Source organism: Desulfarculus baarsii DSM 2075 (genome assembly GCF_000143965.1).
Lineage (GTDB): Bacteria > Desulfobacterota > Desulfarculia > Desulfarculales > Desulfarculaceae > Desulfarculus > Desulfarculus baarsii.
The window spans coordinates 1,409,516-1,427,985 of sequence record NC_014365.1 but is presented as its reverse complement, the minus strand read 5'-3'; the positions used below and the strand labels follow the sequence as shown (position 1 = coordinate 1,427,985).

At 65.3% G+C, this 18,470-nt stretch carries 18 protein-coding genes and 1 pseudogene; 17 read left to right on the top strand and 2 right to left on the bottom strand.

The features are described from left to right. The first annotated feature begins 40 nt into the window (after window positions 1–40). The 10 genes and pseudogenes from DEBA_RS06365 to modC form a co-directional block, all read left to right on the top strand. The gene (locus DEBA_RS06365; RefSeq protein ID WP_013258097.1) at window positions 41–454 is read left to right on the top strand and encodes a YkgJ family cysteine cluster protein; all 414 of its coding nucleotides are present in this window, start codon (window positions 41–43) and stop codon (window positions 452–454) included. 4 nt (window positions 455–458) lie between these two features. Further along, complete coding sequence (gene icd / locus DEBA_RS06360; RefSeq protein ID WP_013258096.1) at window positions 459–1,679, top strand: isocitrate dehydrogenase (NADP(+)); 1,221 nt, start codon at window positions 459–461, stop codon at window positions 1,677–1,679. A gap of 4 nt (window positions 1,680–1,683) precedes the next feature. Continuing rightward, on the top strand, window positions 1,684–2,361 hold the full coding sequence (locus DEBA_RS06355; RefSeq protein ID WP_013258095.1) for a ComF family protein: 678 nt from the start codon (window positions 1,684–1,686) through the stop codon (window positions 2,359–2,361). Beyond that, on the top strand, window positions 2,348–2,878 hold the full coding sequence (gene rfaE2, locus DEBA_RS06350; protein ID WP_013258094.1) for a D-glycero-beta-D-manno-heptose 1-phosphate adenylyltransferase: 531 nt from the start codon (window positions 2,348–2,350) through the stop codon (window positions 2,876–2,878). Before DEBA_RS06355 ends, rfaE2 begins: the two co-directional genes overlap by 14 nt. A gap of 55 nt (window positions 2,879–2,933) precedes the next feature. Further along, entirely contained in the window at window positions 2,934–3,959 is a 1,026-nt protein-coding gene (locus DEBA_RS06345; RefSeq protein WP_013258093.1) for a DUF2333 family protein, read from the top strand. Further along, window positions 3,956–4,174 carry a hypothetical protein gene (locus tag DEBA_RS06340; RefSeq protein ID WP_043813870.1) on the top strand — a complete coding sequence of 73 codons (219 nt, stop codon included), beginning with the start codon at window positions 3,956–3,958 and terminating at the stop codon, window positions 4,172–4,174. The genes DEBA_RS06345 and DEBA_RS06340 overlap by 4 nt, the downstream gene beginning before the upstream one ends. Window positions 4,175–4,895: 721 nt before the next feature. Next, complete coding sequence (locus tag DEBA_RS06335) at window positions 4,896–5,945, top strand: IS481 family transposase (RefSeq protein ID WP_013257321.1); 1,050 nt, start codon at window positions 4,896–4,898, stop codon at window positions 5,943–5,945. A 542-nt stretch (window positions 5,946–6,487) separates the two neighbouring features. Then, window positions 6,488–7,264 (top strand): molybdate ABC transporter substrate-binding protein, encoded by a 777-nt coding sequence (gene modA, locus DEBA_RS06330; protein WP_013258091.1) that lies wholly within the window; start codon window positions 6,488–6,490, stop codon window positions 7,262–7,264. Window positions 7,265–7,346: 82 nt separating this feature from the next. Then, window positions 7,347–8,045 (top strand): molybdate ABC transporter permease subunit, encoded by a 699-nt coding sequence (gene modB, locus DEBA_RS06325; RefSeq protein WP_013258090.1) that lies wholly within the window; start codon window positions 7,347–7,349, stop codon window positions 8,043–8,045. A gap of 4 nt (window positions 8,046–8,049) precedes the next feature. Further along, window positions 8,050–8,703 (top strand): annotated as a pseudogene (gene modC, locus DEBA_RS06320) (molybdenum ABC transporter ATP-binding protein); the annotation flags it as partial. A gap of 32 nt (window positions 8,704–8,735) precedes the next feature. Here modC and DEBA_RS06315 read toward each other — a convergent pair. After that, the gene (locus tag DEBA_RS06315) at window positions 8,736–9,266 is read right to left on the bottom strand and encodes a metal-dependent transcriptional regulator (RefSeq protein WP_013258088.1); all 531 of its coding nucleotides are present in this window, start codon (window positions 9,264–9,266) and stop codon (window positions 8,736–8,738) included. Between the two features lie 262 nt (window positions 9,267–9,528). Between DEBA_RS06315 and DEBA_RS06310 the strand changes: the two genes are divergently transcribed. The 6 genes from DEBA_RS06310 to DEBA_RS06295 all read left to right on the top strand — a co-directional run bounded on the left by DEBA_RS06310 (window position 9,529) and on the right by DEBA_RS06295 (window position 14,549). After that, window positions 9,529–10,326, top strand: coding sequence for a DUF2325 domain-containing protein (locus DEBA_RS06310; protein WP_245528539.1), 798 nt, complete (start codon window positions 9,529–9,531; stop codon window positions 10,324–10,326). Between the two features lie 176 nt (window positions 10,327–10,502). Continuing rightward, window positions 10,503–10,748, top strand: coding sequence for a FeoA family protein (locus DEBA_RS06305; protein ID WP_013258086.1), 246 nt, complete (start codon window positions 10,503–10,505; stop codon window positions 10,746–10,748). Beyond that, entirely contained in the window at window positions 10,745–12,886 is a 2,142-nt protein-coding gene (gene feoB, locus DEBA_RS06300) for a ferrous iron transport protein B (protein WP_013258085.1), read from the top strand. Before DEBA_RS06305 ends, feoB begins: the two co-directional genes overlap by 4 nt. Before the next feature lie 5 nt (window positions 12,887–12,891). Then, a complete protein-coding gene (locus DEBA_RS18085; RefSeq protein WP_013258084.1) occupies window positions 12,892–13,065 on the top strand; it encodes a hypothetical protein in 174 nt (57 codons plus the stop codon). Between the two features lie 68 nt (window positions 13,066–13,133). Next, window positions 13,134–13,262: a hypothetical protein gene (locus tag DEBA_RS18875; protein WP_013258083.1), complete on the top strand. Its 129-nt coding sequence runs from the start codon at window positions 13,134–13,136 to the stop codon at window positions 13,260–13,262. A 39-nt stretch (window positions 13,263–13,301) separates the two neighbouring features. Then, entirely contained in the window at window positions 13,302–14,549 is a 1,248-nt protein-coding gene (locus tag DEBA_RS06295) for an LbtU family siderophore porin (protein WP_013258082.1), read from the top strand. 66 nt (window positions 14,550–14,615) lie between these two features. Here DEBA_RS06295 and DEBA_RS16900 read toward each other — a convergent pair whose 3' ends face one another. Beyond that, window positions 14,616–15,563, bottom strand: coding sequence for a LysR family transcriptional regulator (locus tag DEBA_RS16900; protein ID WP_013258081.1), 948 nt, complete (start codon window positions 15,561–15,563; stop codon window positions 14,616–14,618). Window positions 15,564–15,788: 225 nt separating this feature from the next. Between DEBA_RS16900 and DEBA_RS16895 the strand changes: the two genes are divergently transcribed. Next, on the top strand, window positions 15,789–18,449 hold the full coding sequence (locus DEBA_RS16895; RefSeq protein ID WP_013258080.1) for an aldehyde dehydrogenase family protein: 2,661 nt from the start codon (window positions 15,789–15,791) through the stop codon (window positions 18,447–18,449). Window positions 18,450–18,470 lie beyond the last annotated feature (21 nt).

The following is an 18,470-nucleotide window of genomic DNA, read 5'->3' as shown; positions in this document are numbered from 1 at the left end:
CTTGCCAGGCCGGGCCGGGCGGTGTAATCTGCTGACTGCCATGACGAACCACGAGCAAAAAAACAGCCGCCCCCTCGCCTTCGAGTGTCTGCGTTGCAGCCAGTGCTGCACCGGCGAGGGCGCGGCCTGGCTGTTGCGCGAGGAGTTGCCGGCCGCCGCGGCCCTGCTGGATCTTGCGCCCGAGGCTTTCGTCGAACTCTATTGCCGCCGGCGCGGCGAAAAATACGAGATAATCTGCGACGAAAACGGCGTGTGCATCCTGCTGGGGCCCGACGGCTGCCGCATCCACCAGGCCAAGCCGCGCATCTGCCGGGCCTGGCCCTGGCTGGGGGCCATGCTCAAAAACGCCTCGGCCTTCGAGGAGGCCAAGCTGGTCTGCCCCGGCATCAACCCCCAGGCCAGCCACGCGGAGTTCCTGGCCCAATACGAGGCCGAAAAGCAAAAGGAGAAATAGAGCCGTGAGCCACACCCTCGGCAATCTGCCCCAGGGCGCGGAGCCCATCACCATCGGTCCAGACGGCAAACCGCAAGTCCCAGCCATCCCGGCGGTGGGCTACATCGAAGGCGACGGCACCGGCCCCGACATCTGGCGGGCCACCAAGCTGATCCTGGAGGCGGCCGTGGCCAAGGCCTACGGCGACCAAAGGCGCATCGCCTGGGTCGAGCTGCTGGCCGGCGAAAAGGCCCTGGAGCAAACCGGCCAATACCTGCCCCAAAAAACCATCGAAGACATTGCCGCGCTGAAGGTCTCCATCAAGGGCCCCCTGACCACGCCGGTGGGCGGCGGCTTTCGCTCGTTGAACGTCACCCTGCGCCAGGTGCTCGACCTCTACGCCTGCATCCGGCCCGTGCGCCACATCCCCGGCGCGCCCAGCCCCGTGAAACGGCCCGAGGCCGTGGACATGGTCATCTACCGCGAAAACACCGAGGACGTCTACGCCGGCCTGGAATGGCGCGCGGGCAGCCCCGAGGCCAAGCGGCTGATCGACTTCCTGGCCTCGGAGCTGGGCGCGGTCGTCGACCCCCAGGCCGGCGTGGGAATCAAGCCCATGAGCGCCCGCTGCACCAAACGCCTGGTGGCCATGGCCATCGATTACGCCCTGGCCCGCGGCCGCCAAAGCGTCACCTTGGTGCACAAGGGCAACATCATGAAGTTCACCGAGGGCGCTTTCCGCGATTGGGGCTATGAGCTGGCCGCCGAAAAATACGCCGGCCGCGTCGTGCGCGAGGGCCAGGAAGAGCCTGGCAAGCTGGTGATCAAGGATCGCATCGCCGACGCCATGTTCCAGCAGGTGCTCCTGCGGCCCGACGAATACGACGTCCTGGCCATGCCCAACCTCAACGGCGATTATCTCAGCGACGCCCTGGCCGCCCAGGTCGGCGGGCTGGGCATGGCCCCCGGGGCCAACGTCGGCGACGAATGCGCCATGTTCGAGGCCACCCACGGCACCGCGCCAAAATACGCCGGGCAAGACAAAGTCAACCCCGGCTCGCTGGTGCTTTCCGGGGCGATGATGCTCGAACACATGGGCTGGGTCGAGGCCGCCGACCTGATCCCCGCCGCCCTGGGCCGGGCCGTGCAAGATGGCATGGTCACCTACGATCTGGCCCGCCAGATCAGCGGGGCCACCGAGCTTTCCTGCTCGGGCTTCGCCCAGGCGGTGGTCGAGAGGCTCTAGAATCGTGCCGCCTTCGCTGGCCGCCTTGGGTCGGGGCCTGCTGGAGCTGGCCTTTCCGGCCCGCTGCCCGGCCTGCGGCCGGCCGGCCCACGGCGGCGGGCTCTGCGCGGCCTGCCTGGCCCAGGTCGAGCCCACGGTGGAGCCCTCGCTGGAGCCCATCGACAGCCTTAGCTTCGCCGTGGCCAAACACGCCGGCCCGGCCGCCCAGTGCGTGCGCGCCTTCAAATATCGCCGCGACTGGGCCGCCGGCCGCGCCTTGGCCCTGCTGCTGTGCGAACGCGCGCCGGCCGAAATGCTTGGCTGGGCCGAGATCATCTGCCCGGTGCCGCTGCACCGTTTGCGCCTGCTGGGCCGGGGCTTCAACCAGGCGGCCTGGCTGGCCCGGCGATTGGACCAGGGCCAGGGCCGCCTGCGCGCCCGACTGTTGCTGCGCCTGCGCCACACCAGGCCCCAGGCTCGGCTAAACGGCCAAGAACGCCTGGCCAACGTCAGCGGGGCCTTTGCCGTCAACCCGCGCCTGGCCGCCCAGGTCGACGGCCGCCGCGTGCTGCTCATCGACGACGTGCAAACCACCGGGGCCACGCTCCACGAATGCACCATGGCCCTGCTGGCCGCCGGCGCGGTCCAGGTGCGCGCCCTGACCGTCTCGCGCGCCATGGGAGAGATCCATGACAACCCCTGAGCCGGACACCAGACGCAAAATCCAAAGCGCCCAACAGGTCGCCCAAGCCGCCCAAGCCGTGCGCGCCACCGGCGGCAAGGTCGTCTTCACCAACGGCTGCTTCGACCTGCTGCACGCCGGACACGTGCGTTACCTGAATCAGGCCCGCGCCCTGGGCCAGATGCTGGTGCTGGGCCTCAATTCAGACGAGAGCGTGCGCACCCTGGGCAAGGGCGACGAGCGCCCCCTGGTGCCCCAGGCGCAACGCGCCGAGGTCGTGGCCGCCCTGCAAGCCGTCGACGCCGTGGTCGTCTTTGACGATCCCACCCCGGCCGCGCTGATCGAAATTATCGCCCCGGATATTTTGGTCAAGGGCGGCGACTGGCCGGTGGACAAGATCGTCGGCGCGGAATTTGTCTTGGCCCAAGGCGGGGTTGTCCTGTCGATCCCCCTGGTGCAAGGGCTCTCCACCACCGCCATCGCCCAAAAGATCGCCCGCTTGGCCCTTGACAAATCGGGCGCTTCCAGGAGCATGTAGTATCAAAAGGGTCATCGTGGCCCGATCCGCCAAAACCCACGACGGATGGTATGAAATGCACGCCGCGCAAGAAGAAAAATCCAAAGGCGGCCGACTGCTCGGCTGGTTCAACCCCCTGGCCGCCGAAACATCCCTGGCCGGCCGCGCCGCCAGAGGCCTGGCCCTGCTGGTGTTGCTCTACTGCCTGGCCGCGCCCTTCATCTGCTGGTACGATTACGCCCGCGCCTTCAAAGACCCCTTCGACCCCGTGCCCGCCGACGCCGCCAAAAAACCGCCAGCCCCCGGCGTGGTCTTCACCAACACGTTGGTCACCATGGGTGATCAATTGCTGGAAGCCTGGCTGCCCAACGACAAACTCTACCCCACCATCCTGCTCGACAACCCCCAGAACTACCAGCTCGGCGTCCTCGAAACAATGCGCTACGCCACCCGCGTCCTGCGCGACGACCTCTCGCGCCAGCGCACCACCGACAAAATCGACCCCAACGCCGACCAGGCCTTCACCGCTTTCAGCAACAACCCCAACCTCTGGCTCTTCCCCGCCGCCGAAGCCAAATTCTCCAGCGGCGTCAAGGCCCTGCGCGAATACGAACAAGGCCTCCAAAACGGCTCAAGCACCTTTTATCCCCGCACCGACAACCTCGTCGTGCTCATGTACCAGTTCGCCAGCCTCCTCGGCGGCGAAAGCACCCGCCTGGCCAACGCGCCACGCGACCGCATCCTCGTCGCCAGCCAGGAAGCCGCCGGCGACCCCAACACCGAAGACACCAAACAAACCTACGTCAAAGTGCCCTGGTCACAAATCGACGACAATTTCTATCACGCCCGCGGCGTCGCCTACGCCATGCGCCAAATCCTCATGGCCTCGCGCTACGAATTCCGCGAAGTCATCAAAGCCAAACGCTCCACCGATATGATCGATAGCGTCATCGAAGACCTGCGCCTGGCCCAGTTCGAACCGTGCTTCGTCCTTAACGGCTCCCGCGACTCCATGTTCGCCAACCATAGCCTCACCCTCATGGCCACCCTGCAGGACGCCCGCCAAAAACTGCGCAGCTTCGCCGACACCATGCGCGATTGACCAAGGACCACACCATGACCGAATGCCGCTGCCCCGCCTGCCTCTTCTGCGAAGAACTCTCCAACGACGTCGTCCGCTGCTCCAACGCCGACGTCGCCTACGAAGTCGACTGGGTCAACACCTACGCCCAACTGGGCTACCTCGAATTCCCCGCACCCACCGAACCGCCATGCTTCTGGTTCGTCCCAAAAGAAAAAGACCTGCTGCCTTATTAAAAAACTCGCAAGGCCGGGCCGGCGCCCGGCCAGGCAGAGCGGGGCCGGCGCCCGGCCAGGCAGAGCGGGTCGAGTAGGGGAGGTTATCACCTACCCTCCATGGCTCCCGGTGGGCCGGCGCCCGGCCAGGCAAGGCGGGTCGAGTAGGCCAGGCTAACACCTACCGTCCGTAGCTCCCGGTGGGCCGGCGCCCGGCCTCCCAGAGCGGGTCGAGTAGGCCAGGCTAACACCTACCGTCAGTGGCTCCCGGTGGGCCGGTGCCCGGCCTTCCAGAGCGGGTCGAGTAGGCCGGGCTAACACCTACCGTCCGTAGCTCCCGGTGGGCCGGCGCCCGGCCAGGCAGAGCGGGTCGAGTAGGGGAGGTTATCACCTACCCTCCGTAGCTCCCGGTGATAGGCCGCTAAATCCAGCCAACGCGATTCCGCGATTCTTTGTAGCGCCGCTATCAAAGCAGCCGCGCCCGACTTCTAAGAGCCCATGCACCAGCGCCGCGAACGGGCGGCGTGGCCACGGACACCTCGGAGCCACAAACGCGCTCCAGCGGTCGGAAGGCTATTTTGCGGGGGAGGGGTGGGGCGCGGGGCGGGCGAGGGGGCGGTTTTGTGTGCTGATCTAGTAATGACCTGACAGTCGACCACGTAGAGGAAGTGGTCATGCCGCCCTTGGTTGGGGTAGGTTTGTAGTTGCGAAACTCGAACAAACCTCAACACAGGAGGGCAACATGACCACGGAGAAGAAGGTAGCACGAAGGAAGCTGAGTCTGCTAGAGCTTGCTGGGGAATTGAGCAACGTCAGCCGGGCCTGCAAACTGATGGGCTACTCGCGGCAGCAGTTTTACGAGATTCGGCGCAATTTCCAGACCTACGGCGCACAGGGCCTTGTGGACCGTTTGCCCGGCCCCAAGGGGCCGCATCCCAATCGTGTGGAAGCGGAGGTTGAGGCGGCGATCATGGCTTACAGCCTGGAGTATCCGACCCACGGAGCGCTTCGCGTGTCGCAGCAATTGGCCCTTCGCGGCGTGCAAGTGAGTTCCGGCGGCGTGCGAGGCGTGTGGAGTCGCCACGAGATGCTCACGCGGCACGAGCGTCTTTTGCGTCTCGAGCAATCGGTTCGCGCCCAGGACATTCAACTCAGCGACGAGCAGATTCGGGCTTTGGAGCGCTTCAGCCCGGAGTTTCGCGACCGCCACATCGAGGCCCGGCACACCGGGGCCCTGGTGGCGGTGGACACGTTTTTCGTTGGCGCGCTCAAGGGCGTGGGCAAGGTGTATCTACAATCGGTCATCGACTGCCACAGCCGCCACGCCTGGGGTCGCCTGTACACCAGCAAGCTTCCGGTCACGGCGGTGCATGTGCTCAACGAGGAAGTGCTGCCGTGCTTTGAGGCCCACGACGCGGTGATTGAGACGGTGCTTTCGGACAATGGGCGAGAGTTTTGCGGCCGGCCAGACCAGCATCCGTATGAGCTGTTTCTGCAGCTTGAGGGGATCGAACACCGCACCACCAGGGTGCGTCGGCCTCAGAGCAATGGCTTCGTGGAACGGCTTCACCGGACGCTCTTGGACGAGCATTTCCGGATCAAGGGCCGTCAGAAATGGTATGAAACCTTGGATGAGATGCAGGCCGACTTGGATGAGTATCTGCGCCATTACAACCATGAGCGGGCGCACCAGGGCCGGAACATGAACGGCAGGACGCCGAGTCAGGCTTTCCTGGAGGGCCTGCCCGGGCGTAAGAAGCCCAAGGAAAAGGCGTCCCAAAAGGCCGCCTAAAAATCACCCCGCCAGGGGCGGCAGTGTCAGGTAAATACTATATCTGTACAGGTTTTGTCGCCGCAAAAGAGCCCCCTCCCCGCCCCGCAATGGCTTTTTCTTATTCTTTTTCTTATTCTTGATTCTTACTCTTCATTCTTATTCTTCATTCTTATTCTTCTTCTCAACTCTCATTCTAACTTCTTAACCTTAACCTTGACCTTGACCTTCGCCGCCTTCTTGGTTTTATCTCAAATTGATCTTCCACCATTTCAGCCGGCCACACCGACTCAACCAACCCAACCCAACCCAACAACACCCACCACCCATGGCTAAAACGAACCCCCTGCCCGTTTCGGACCACGTTGACCGCATCGCGCGTGGGGTCGTCAAAGCTTGCCTCGCTATATCTTTAATGATATAACCATATCATTTTCATACCCTCGTCGACGATTCGGCGATTGTGAACTATGCTTAAAAAAGTGATTGTGGCGGGGGGCCATGCTGGGCCGCCCGCCGGCTCAAGATTCATCCAAACACGGCGCTTCGCCTGGAGGTGTTCGATGTTGCGCGCAAAGGTGGCCGCGTTGATCGCGGGTTTGACGCTATTGTTGGCGGCGGGCCCGGGCGCGGCTCAACAGTTGGAAACGGTGACGGTGTTTGCCGCGGCCTCCACCACCAACGCCATGACCGACATCGCCAACGCCTATGAGGCGGCGGGCAAGGCCAAGGTGGTATGTTCGTTCGCTTCCAGTTCGACTTTGGCCAAGCAGATCGCCAACGGCGCGCCGGTGCATGTGTTTTTGTCGGCCAATCCCGCGTGGATGAACTATCTGGCCCAAAAAAAGTTGTTGGCCGAGGGTTCGCGCATTGACTTGCTGGGCAATCAGCTTGTGTTGATCGCGCCCGTCGCGAGCACGATTCAGGGCGAAGTCAAGCCAGGTTTTCCGCTGACGGAGTGGCTGGCCGGCGGCCGCCTGGCCATGGGCGACCCGGACCACGTGCCGGTGGGCATCTACGCCAGGGAAGCCTTGACCAACCTTGGCGTATGGCCACAGCTTGGCCCCGACAATTTGGCCTTGGCGGCCAATGTGCGGGCGGCCCTGGCTTTGGTCGAGCGCGACGAGGCCCCGTTGGGCGTGGTCTACGCCACCGACGCGGCCATCAGCGACAAGGTGCGAGTGGTGGCCGCCTTCCCGGCCGACAGCCACAAGCCAGTGGTTTATCCCGTGGCCTTGATCGCCGGCCGCGACACGGTGGCGGCCAAGGGGTTTGCCGAATTTTTGCGTTCCGAGGCGGCGGCGGAGGTTTTCAAGAAATATGGTTTCGTGGTGAAGTAGCGCGCGGAGCGGGCCGAAGCGCCGGGGCCGCGCCTGTATTTGGCGCGGCCTCGCTGATTTTCGGTGGCCGGAGGTTGCTGGTTTGGACATCTTTGCGCTGGGCCCGGCGGAGTGGCAGGCCATCCGCTTGAGCTTGTGGGTAGCGCTCTGGGCGGTGGCGGGCAGCCTGGGGCCGGCCATCGCCGTGGCCTGGATATTGGCTCGGCTGCGTTTTCCGGGCAAGACGCTTTTGGACGGGCTGGTGCATTTGCCGCTGGTGGTGCCGCCGGTGGTGACGGGTTATTTGCTGTTGGTGATCCTGGGACGGCGTGGCGTTGTGGGGTCATGGCTTCATGACGTCTTCGGGTTGAATTTCATGTTCGATTGGAAAGGGGCGGCCGTGGCCTCGGCGGTGGTGGCCTTTCCGTTGATGGTGCGGGCCATCAGGCAGTCAGTGGAGGCGGTGGACGTGGGTTTGGAGCAGGCGGCGCGCACGTTGGGCGCGGGGCGCTGGCGGGTGTTTTTGACGATCATCCTTCCCCTGGCCTTGCCCGGCGTGTTGGCCGGGCTGGTGCTGGCCTTTGCCCGTGGCCTAGGCGAGTTCGGGGCCACGATCACCTTTGTCTCCAACATTCCCGGCCAGACGCGCACCCTGCCCCTGGCGCTTTACAGCGCCTTGCAGGCTCCTGGCGGCGAGGAAGTGGCCGCGCGGCTGTGCGTGGTGGCCATGGTTCTGGCCCTGGGGGCGCTGTTGGCCTCGGAGTTGCTTTCGCGCCGGCTGGCGGCCAGGCTGGGGGGTTAGGGCGATGTTTTTGGCCAAGCTGCGCAAGCGGTTGGGAGAGCTGGACCTGGAGGTGGAGTTTTGCCGTGACGCGCCTGGCGTAACGGCCTTGTTCGGGCCATCGGGGGCGGGCAAGACGTCGGTGGTGGGCATGCTGGCCGGGCTCACGCGGCCCGACGCCGGGCGCGTGGAGTTGGACGGCCGGGCGCTTTACGACTCGGCCACGGGCGTGAACCTGCCGCCAGAAAAGCGGCGGGTAGGCTATGTATTTCAGGAGGGGCGATTGTTCCCGCATCTATCGGTGCGGGCCAATCTGCGTTATGGCCAGCGTCTGACCCCACCGGGCCAGGCCTGGGCCGATTTCGAGCAGGTGGTGGAGATGCTTGGCCTGGAGCCGTTGCTGCGGCGACGCCCGGGGCGGCTTTCGGGCGGCGAAAAGCAACGCGTGGCCATCGGCCGGGCCTTGCTGGCCAGCCCTCGGCTGCTTTTGTTGGACGAGCCCCTGGCCTCGCTGGACGCCCAGCGCAAGGACGAGGTTTTGCATTACCTCGGCCGGTTGCGCGGGCGCATGGCCATCCCGGTGATCTACGTCAGCCATCAACCCGAGGAGATCGTGGCCCTGGCCGACGCGGTGGTGCACATCCAGGCCGGCCGGGTGACGGCCCGGGACTCGTTGGAGCTGTTCAGGCGACGCTTGGCCGCCGGAGAGGCTCACTCGGCGGGCGGGGCGTAGAGCTCGGCCAGACAGCGGCCGACGCACTCCTTGCAATCGGCGTGATCGGGCTTTTCGTGGCAAAAACGCTCGAAAGCCTCACGCCAGACCTGGCCCGTGCGCGGGCAGTTCTTGAGAAAACTCAAAAACCGCACCATCCGTTCGATGATGTCGGGGTCGAGCACGTGCTCGGCGCGGCAGGCGTTGTCCTCGGCCTGCCGGGACGGAGCGCGCAGCACCACGCCGAAAAACTCGGACAGCACCTCGTGGCGGCGCAAAACATCCTGGGCTCGCTGGCGGCCCTGGTCGGTGAGGGTGATGTGGCTGTAGGGCTGATAGTTGATCAGGCCCTTTTCGGCCAAGCTGCGCAGGGCCGAGGTGACCGTGGCCGGGGTCACGCCCAAACGGTCGGCGATGTCCTTGGCCCGGGCCACGGGGCTTTGCTCCTGCAGGAGGGCGATGGTCTCCAGGTAGTCTTCCAGTTGGGGGGTCAGCTCTTGGTGATCGCCCGAATGTTTGGTGGTGCTCATGAGTTTGCCGCCCCTTTTCTTTAAAAAGTCTCGTGTATGCGAAAAAGATAGCACGTTTTATGTTGACACCCAACTAATTTAGATGTATCAAACAAAAAAATCGTCGTGAGCGCCAATAGTGGCGTCTTTCAGGGCGCCGTGAATGGATTTTGCCACATTGTTAAGAAAGGTCAAACTAGTTATGCCCAGTCTTATCAATACAAATGCGGCAAAACAGCCGGAAACGCACCCGGATTGGCATTGTGATCAGCTCACTTTGACCGTGCTTCTAAATGGGGCGCTGGGCCCCAAGGCCATGGCCGAAATGCTGGCCGCGACCGAGCCCGGCAGCGCCGCGCAGGGCATGACGGTCCACGACCTGCTGCCCCGCCTGCACCTGGCCTGCCGCGAGGTTCCGGCGGTGGCCGGGGCGGTGGCCGCGCATCTCGATCGTCGTTTTAGGCGCGAAATAAACAAGTTGCGCCGCCTGAACCCCGAAGCGGCCCAGGCGCGGCTGATCGGTGGCGGCTACCGCGTGGGCGCTTTGTGGGCTTGTCTGCGACACCAAAACGAAGCCGTGCGCGGCATGGCCGGCCCTCTGGCCGCCGAAATGCTGGGCCAGGGCATGGCCTGCCTGCGGCCGTGGTTGGTCTCCGACGATCACGCCCGGCAGATGGGCCTGGACGCTGGCCAGCGCACCAGCCTTGGTCGGGGCGGCCGGCGGCGGTCCGGTGGTCGCGGCGCTTGCGCGGTCAGCGCCCAATGCGCCTGCTGCCCGTTGCAGGGGCTGAAGGTGGCGGTCATCGGCGGGTTGGAGCGCATGGAGGGCAGTTATTGCCAAGCCATCGACAAGCTGGGCGGCCAGTGCAGCTTCCACCCCGGTCACGTGCGGGGCGGCAGCCGTCGCCTGCGCCAGATCGTCATCAAGTCCGACGTGGTGGTCTTCATCACCTCGGTCAACAGCCACGGGGCCCTGGCCACGGTCAAGGCCGAATGCAAAAAAGCCGGCAAGCCCTTCATCGCCCTGGGCCGCACCGGCGTGGGCTCCTTGGAGGAGATGCTCCTGGAGTTCGCGGCCTAATTTTTTTTAAGCCGCTGGTTAGGCGGAGCTAAAAAATGGAGCGCCTGTGAACAACGCCAAGCCGCCACGCCGCTGGAAAGTCGGCGCAAGGGCCACCGCCGGAAAGGCGGCGGCCGGCGGGGCGTTGCTCCAGACATTTACCCACGATAACAATATGTTGGCAAAGAGGAAAAACATTGAACGCTGTTGAGTCACTGCGCCGCTTGAAAGTCGGCGATGTGGCCGTGATCGTGAAGGTCGCGGCCGGTGGCGAATTGGGTCGTCACATCCGGGACATGGGCCTGGCCCCCGGCGTTGAGGTCATGGTCATGGGCCGCGCCCCGCTCAACGACCCGGTGGAGCTGAAGGTCAAAGGTTATTGCCTGGCCCTGCGCAACAACGAGGCCGATCACATCATGGTGCGCCTGGAGGGTCGGCCATGACGGAAAAACGCGGCTTCACCGTGGCCCTGGCCGGCAACCCCAATTCCGGCAAGACCTCGATGTTCAACGCCCTCACCGGCGCGCGCCAGCACGTGGGCAACTACCCCGGCGTGACGGTCGAAAAAAAATGGGGCCAGGTCCGCCACGGCCAGCAGACCATCGAGGTGGTCGACCTGCCCGGAACATACAGCCTGACCGCCTACTCGCTCGAGGAAGTCGTCGCGCGCAATTTCATCATCCAACAGCGGCCCGATGTGATCATCGACGTGGTCGACGCCGCCAACCTGGAGCGCAACCTCTACCTGGCCGTGCAGTTCATGGAGCTGGGCGCGCCGCTGGTCATCGCCCTGAACATGATCGACGTGGCCGAGGCCCGCGGCCTACAGATCGACGTGGCCAAGCTGAGCCAACTGCTGGGTGTGCCGGTGGTGCCCACCGTGGCCCGTGGCGGTAAGGGCATGAAAGAGCTCCTCGACGCCGCCGCCCAGGTGGCCGCCGAGCGCAAGGAATGGAAACCGCTGGAGCTTTCCTATGGCCACGACGTCGATCAGGCCCTGGCCAAGCTGGTGGAGAACTTCAGTGGTCAGAGCCTGGCCTGGGGCCCGCTGTCGCCGCGCTGGGTGGGCGTCAAGCTGCTGGAGGGCGACGAAGAGGTGATCCGCCAGGTGGGCGGCGATCCCGGCCTGGCGGACAAGCTGGAGCCGCTACGCCAGAAATTGGCCGATCACATCGCCAAGACCGCCGACGACGACCCGGCCGGCGTCATCTCCGACGGCCGCTACGGCTACATCGGCGGCGTCTATCGCCAGGCCGTGCGCGAGACCAGGGCCCGCCGCCTGGAGCTCAGCGACAAGATCGACAAGGTGCTGACCAACCGCTTGATCGGCCCGCTGTTTTTGCTGGCGGTGCTCTACGGCGTCTATGAGTTCGTTTTCTGGGCCAGCGAGGCCCCGGTGGCCTGGCTGGAGGGCCTGATCGGCTGGTTGGGCGGCGCGGCCGAGGCGACCTTGCCCGACGGATTCGTGCGATCGCTGGTGGTCAGCGGGGTCATCGACGGCGTGGGCGGCGTGTTGGGCTTCGTGCCGCTGATCATGTTCATGTTTTTGGCCATCGCTTTCATGGAAGACACCGGCTATCTGGCCCGGGTGGCCTTTTTGGTCGACCGCGTTTTGCGCGGCTTTGGCCTGCACGGCAACTCGGTCATGGCCATGATCGTCAGCGGCGGCATCAGCGGCGGCTGCGCCGTGCCCGGCGTGATGGCCACCCGCACGCTCAAGGATCCCAAGGCCCGTCTGGCCACCATCCTCACCGTGCCGATGATGAACTGCGGGGCCAAGCTGCCGGTCTACGCCCTTTTGATCTCGGCCTTTTTCGCCGCGCACCAGGCCCAGATGATGTTCGCCCTGACGCTGGTTTCGTGGTCGATCGCCCTGCTGGCGGCGCGTTTGCTGCGCTGGACGGTGCTGCGTGGCGAGGCCGCGCCCTTTGTCATGGAACTGCCGCCCTATCGTCTGCCCACCTGGCGCGGGCTTGCGATCCACACCTGGGAGCGCACCTGGCAATACATCAAAAAGGCCGGCACGGTGATTCTGGGCATCAGCATCGTGATGTGGGCCATGATGAGCTTCCCCGGCCTGCCCGAGGAGCAAGCCGCCCAGTGGGAGCAAAAGGTCGCGGCCGCCGCCAGTGACGAGGCCAAGGCCACCGTAGAGCAGGACATGGCCCAGGCCCAACTGGCCCACTCGCTGGCCGGGCGCATCGGCCAGGGCCTGGACGGCCTGATGTCGCCGCTGGGCTTTGACTGGCGCACCAACGTGGCCCTGGTGGGCGGTTTCGCGGCCAAGGAGGTGGTGGTGGCCACCCTGGGCACGGCCTACAGCATGGGCGAGGTCGATCCCGAGGAGACCGAAGGCCTGGCTCAGCGCCTGGCCCGCGAGCCTGGTTGGGGCCCGCTCAAGGCCATGGCCTTGATGATCTTCGTGATGATTTACGCGCCGTGCTTTGTCACGGTGGCGGTGATCAAAAAAGAGGCGGGCTCGTGGAAGTGGGCCTTGTTCTCGGTGGCCTACACCACCGCCTTGGCCTACGTGCTGGCCTTGGCGGTCTATCGGGGCGGCATGGCCCTGGGATTGGGCTGAAAGCGATGTTGGATCTGGTGGTGGCCATCGTGGTGGTGGCCGGGGCGGTTGGCTGGTTGGGTTGGCGCTATTGGCGGCAGATGTCGGGCAAGACCGGCGGTGACTGCGGCTGCGGCTGCGGCGGGTCTTGCGAGCAAAAGTCGGCCAAGCGCGACGGCTGCGATTGCCAGGGCCACTGAACCGGGCCCCCACCGGCCGGATTAAAAGGCTGCAAACACCCGGCATGGGGCCGGGAGAGGAGAAGTCCATGTCTGAAAACAACGGCGGCGCGCCGCAGAAACCTGGTCTGGAAGCTGGCAAGGGCTGCGGCTGCAACGGCGATTGCCGCAACTGCCGCTGCAAGGAGGACAAGGGCGAAAAGACCGCCCGCGACTAGCCGGCGGTCGATCATGCAAACCGGAAAGGAGAAGTTAGGATGAAGGTAAAACTCAAAGTCGCGGCTTGGCTGGCGGCGGCCGCGATGTTGGTGACCCCGGCGGCCGCTTTCGCCGCCGACGCCGACACCCAGGCCCTGCTGAATGAGTTGCGCGCCCTCAAGGAGCGCGTCTCGACCCTGGAGCAGGCCCTGGAAAAGGCCAACACCTCGGCGGCCGACGCCCAAAAGGCGGCCCAGGAGGCTCAGGCGACCAGCGCGCATTCGCTGAAGATGTCCGAGCAGGCCCAACTGGCCAAGGGCGAGCAAGTGGCGGGCGGGCTGCTCAGCGACGCGGGCAAGCGCCTGAAGATCTACGGCGCCGTCGAGCTGGAGGGCGCCTACTCCAACTTCAAGCCCAAGCACGGCAAGAGCGCCTCCGAGAGCGACTTCACCCTGGCCACCGCCGAGGTGTTCATCGAGGCCGACATCAACAAATACGTCAAGGGCCTGGTGCACATGCTCTATGAAGAGGGCGACACCGACCCCATGAACATCGACGAGGCCTACATCCTGCTGGGCCAGACCGACGACATCCCGGCCTATTTCCTGGGCGGTCGCATGTACCCGGCCATCGGCCTGTTCGAAAGCAACCTGATCAGCGACCCCATCACCCAGAATGTCTTCGAGACCCAGGCCACCGCGGCCGAGGTCGGCTGGGCCCAGGACTGGTTCAACGTGGGCGTGGGCATTTTCAACTCCGACGTCCATGAATCCAGCGACGCCCCCGACAACAACATCAACACCTTCTACGCCCGCGCCCAGTTCGACGCCCCCGAAGGCGCCCTCGGCGAGGACGTCGACCTCAACTTCGGCCTGGCCTACACCAACAACATCGCCAGCGGCAACCTCAGCGAGTACGTCGTCGATCAGAGCCTGCAAGACCTGGTCGCCGGCTGGTCGGCCATGTTGAGCGCCCAGTACATGTGCGTGGCCTTCACCGCCGAGTACATCTCGGCCATCGACGACTTCAAGGCCGGCGAGTTGGACTACATGACCGACAGCGACGGCAAGCCCTACGCCTACAACATCGAACTGGCCTACATGCCCTTCGAGGAATGGACCTTCGCCGCCCGTTACGAGGGCAGCGACAACCTGGGCGACAAGGAGCCCGAACACCAGTTCGGCGTCGGCGCTTCCTGGATGTTCCTGCCCGACACCACCCTCAGCGTCGAGTACCTCCACGGCGAGTTCCAAGACACCGAGGACGAAAGAGACCTCTTCACCACGCAGTTGGCCATCGGATTCTAAACGGCCTTTTCTCCCCAGTGGCCGGAGCGGAGCGATCCGCTCCGGCCTTTTTGCGTAGCGCGGTCATCAGGGCCGGGAGCCCGGGGCGTCGACCGCCCAGCCCAGGCTCTGGGCCAGGGCCACCAGTTCGTCGATGAGCGCCCGGGCCGCCGGGGCCATGATGCGCTCGCGGAGGTAGGCCAGGCCAAACGACAGCGGCGGATAGGGCGGCAGGATCAGCGGCAGGCGGCGCAAGCGGCCGGCAACGATGTCTTTTTCGACCACGCCGCTGGCCGCGCCGCTGATGGCGTCGCTGGATTTGACGATGGTCATGATCACGCTCAAATTGTCGCACTGCACGAAGTGACGGTGGGTGACGGCCTCGCTTTCGACGGCTTCATCGATGGATTCGGCAAACCATTTCAGCCACCATGGGTGTGTTTTGATGCCCACGGTAGGAAAAGGCGCTAGCTCCCGCGGCGCGATGGGCCCGCGGCCCAGCAAGGGGTGCCCCGGCCGGCAGAAATAGGTTATCTCGGGAAAGCCGTCGATCTTGATGAAACTCAGGCTTGGATCGAGATTTTCGGTGGGCACGCCGATGACCACGTCCAGCTTGCGCTCCAGCAAAAGCTCCAGGATCACGTCCCAGGCGATGACCTCGGCGCGGATGCGCAAGCTGGGGTGCCGGGCCAAAAGCGAACCCAGGGCCGGGGCCATGTAGACCTCGGCGAAGAACGGATCGCAACCCACGTTCAGCCGGCCCTTGCCCAGGCCCTTGAGCAGCTCCATCTCGTTTTCGATGTCGTCGATCTGGGGCAGGATGCGCGCCGCCGCCGCCACGATGGCCGCGCCAAACTCGGTGGGCGTCACGCCGTCGGCGCGGCGCTCGAACAGGCGCACGTCCAGTTCGCGCTCCAGGTTCTGGATGCTCTTGGTCAGGGCCGGCTGGGTGATGAACAGGGCCTGGGCCGCCCGGCGATAGTTGCCAAACTTGGCCAGGGCCGCCGCGTGGCTCAGTTGACGGACGTCGATCATCGGCGCGCTCCCATGCTTGCGATAACTTTTGGTTATCATAAGCCGGAAAATTATTCATTTGAATTATAGCTCCCTCCTTTTGCATAGTATTTGTGCGCCTCGTGAAAACCCGCAACCAGCCAGCTTCGGGCGCGCCACGGCCCATGGGCGACGCCGCCCCCGCCGGGCCGATTGGCCGGTCGATCGGTCAAATAAATTCTTATGTCCATTGATGGGAGGGCCAGTTTGGAACATTACAAGCTATTTATCGACGGCCAGTTCGTCGAAGCCGCCGACGGCGCGACCTTCGAGACCATCGACCCCGGCACGGGCCTGCCCATGGCCACCGTGGCCCAGGCGGGCGCGGCCGAGGCCGAGGCGGCGATCATGGCCGCCCGCCGGGCCTTCGAGCGCTCGGGCTGGCCCCAAATGCCGCCCATGGAGCGCTCACGGCTGGTGATGGAGCTGGCCGACCGTATGACCAACCACGGCGTGCGCCTGGCCATGACCGAGTCGATGAACTCCGGCGGCGTTGTCGCCCGCACCGCCACCGACGTGCTGCTGGGCGCATCGATGATGCGCAACCTCGCCTACTACGCGGCCAAGAGCTTCCCCTGGACCGAGGAGCTCCAGCCCAGCGGCAATCCGTTTTTCCCCGGCCGTGACTACGTGCGCCGCGAGGCCATGGGCGTGTGCGTGGGCATCATCCCCTGGAACTTCCCCCTGACCATGGCCCTGTGGAAGGTGGCCCAGGCCATCATCATGGGCAACACCATCGTGCTCAAGCCCGCCAGCAACACGCCCCTTTCGGCGCTGATCCTGGCCGAGGTGGTCAAGGAAAGCCCCATCCCCGACGGCGTGGTCAACGTCATCGCCGGGCCGGGCGGCGCGCTGGGCCGCGTGCTCTGCACCCACCCCGAGGTCGACAAGATCGCCTTCACCGGCTCCACCGAGGTGGGCCGCCAGATCATGAAGCTGGCCTCCGATACGGTCAAAAAAGTGACCCTGGAATTGGGCGGCAAGTCGGCCAACATCATCCTCGATGACGCCCGCCTGGACATGGCCGTCGACGGCGGGCTCTACGGCACGTTCTTCCACGGCGGCCAGGTCTGCGAATCGGGCACGCGGCTGCTGGTGCACGCCAAGATCTACGACCAGTTCATGGAGCGTTATCTGGCGCGGGTCAAGGATATCCGCATCGGCTACCAGCTCGATTACGCCACCCAGATGGGCCCCCTGGTCAGCCAGACCCAGCTCAACACCGTCGAAAGCTATGTGCAGATCGGCAAGGACGAAGGCGCCGAGCTGCTCTGCGGCGGCAAGCGGGCCGTGGTGCCCGGCCTGGAGGGCGGCTTCTTTTACGAGCCGACCATCTTCGGCGGCGTCGACAACAAAATGCGCATCGCCCAGGAGGAGATCTTCGGGCCGGTGGTCAGCGTGATCAAGTTCGACGACGACGACGAGGCCATCGCCATCGCCAACGACAGCATCTACGGCTTGGCCGGCGGCGTCTGGACCACCGACACCGGCCGGGCCGAACGCATCGCCGCCGGCGTGCGCACCGGCACGATGTGGGTCAACAACTACCACGCCTTTGGCGATTTCTGCCCCTTTGGCGGTTACAAGCAATCGGGCGTCGGCCGCGAGCTGGGCCACCACGGCCTGGCCGAATACACCGAGGTCAAGCGCGTGCACGTGGCGGCCACGGCCGAACCCTCGGCCCACATGGGCTTCCAGTTGCTGCTCGACCAGCCCAAGGCCGCCTCGTTCCAATACATCACCCCGACCAAGGTCAACTGCGGCCCCGGCGCGGTGGCCTCCATCTGCGCCGACATCGCGCGCATGGGCTGCCAGCGGGCCTTCGTGCTCACCGACGCCGGCGTGCTCGCCGTCGGCCTGGCCGCCAAGGTCATCGCCGCCCTGGGCGGCTATTGCGTGGGCGTCTTCAGCGACATCCCCCAGGACACCAGCCTGGCCACCGTCGACGCGGCCGCCGACGCCGCCCGCGCGGCCAAGGCCGACCTGATCGTCAGCGTCGGCGGCGGCAGCGTCATCGACACGGCCAAGTGGGTGACGGTGATTCTCGATCAGGGCGGCAAGGCCGTCGATCACTACGCCTTTTTCCGCCTGACCAAGCCGGTCACGCCGCACATCGTGGTGCCCACAACCGTGGGCACCGGCAGCGAGGCCACGGCCGTTTCGGTGGTGCGCCACGAGGGTCTCAGCCGCAAGGTCTTCATCGCCGACCCCTACATCTACCCCCAGGTGGCCGTGCTCGACCCCTGCCTGGTGGCCGACCTGCCCGCCGGGCTGATGGTGGCCACGGCCATGGACGCCATGACCCACGCCTGCGAGGCCATGATGAGCAAGACCGCCAACCCCATCAGCGACGGTCACGCCTTGCAGGCCATCCGGCTCATCGCCCGCAACCTGCCCAAGGCCGCCAGCGGTGACCGCGACCTGCGCGTCATGAGCAACCTCCAGGTGGCCGCCACCGTGGCCGGCAAGGCCTTCGCCGTGGCCGGCATCGGCCTGGCCCACGCCATGGCCCACACCGTGGGCGCCCTATACGGCGTGCCCCACGGCGCGGCCTGCGGCATTTTGCTGCCCAAGGTCATGCGCTTCAACGTCGATCACGCCACCGAGGCCCTGGTCGAGATCGCCGCCGCCCTAGGCGTCAACGTGCTGGACATCGCCCCGCGTGACGCCGCCCTGGCCGGGGCCGACGCCCTGGAGCAGCTCATGCGCGCCGTCGAGGCTCCCATGAGCCTCAAGGCCATGGGCGTGCCCGAGGAGGCCCTGGCCGAGTGCGCCATGCACGCCCTGGTCGATCCCTCCAACCTGACCAATCCCCGGCCCGTGGCCGACCCCATGGCCGTGCTGGAGGTTTACCAACAGGCGTTCTAAGCGCCCTCACCGGCCGCCGCG

Excerpts from the sequence above, each read along its gene's own strand:
- DEBA_RS06365 (WP_013258097.1), top strand. The coding sequence starts at position 41 with ATGACGAACCACGAGCAAAAAAACAGCCGCCCCCTCGCCTTCGAGTGT.
- rfaE2 (WP_013258094.1), top strand. The coding sequence starts at position 2,348 with ATGACAACCCCTGAGCCGGACACCAGACGCAAAATCCAAAGCGCCCAA.
- DEBA_RS06345 (WP_013258093.1), top strand. The coding sequence starts at position 2,934 with ATGCACGCCGCGCAAGAAGAAAAATCCAAAGGCGGCCGACTGCTCGGC.
- DEBA_RS06335 (WP_013257321.1), top strand. The coding sequence starts at position 4,896 with ATGACCACGGAGAAGAAGGTAGCACGAAGGAAGCTGAGTCTGCTAGAG.
- modA (WP_013258091.1), top strand. The coding sequence starts at position 6,488 with ATGTTGCGCGCAAAGGTGGCCGCGTTGATCGCGGGTTTGACGCTATTG.
- DEBA_RS06315 (WP_013258088.1), bottom strand. The coding sequence starts at position 9,266 with ATGAGCACCACCAAACATTCGGGCGATCACCAAGAGCTGACCCCCCAA.
- feoB (WP_013258085.1), top strand. The coding sequence starts at position 10,745 with ATGACGGAAAAACGCGGCTTCACCGTGGCCCTGGCCGGCAACCCCAAT.
- DEBA_RS18085 (WP_013258084.1), top strand. The coding sequence starts at position 12,892 with ATGTTGGATCTGGTGGTGGCCATCGTGGTGGTGGCCGGGGCGGTTGGC.
- DEBA_RS18875 (WP_013258083.1), top strand. The coding sequence starts at position 13,134 with ATGTCTGAAAACAACGGCGGCGCGCCGCAGAAACCTGGTCTGGAAGCT.
- DEBA_RS06295 (WP_013258082.1), top strand. The coding sequence starts at position 13,302 with ATGAAGGTAAAACTCAAAGTCGCGGCTTGGCTGGCGGCGGCCGCGATG.
- DEBA_RS16900 (WP_013258081.1), bottom strand. The coding sequence starts at position 15,563 with ATGATCGACGTCCGTCAACTGAGCCACGCGGCGGCCCTGGCCAAGTTT.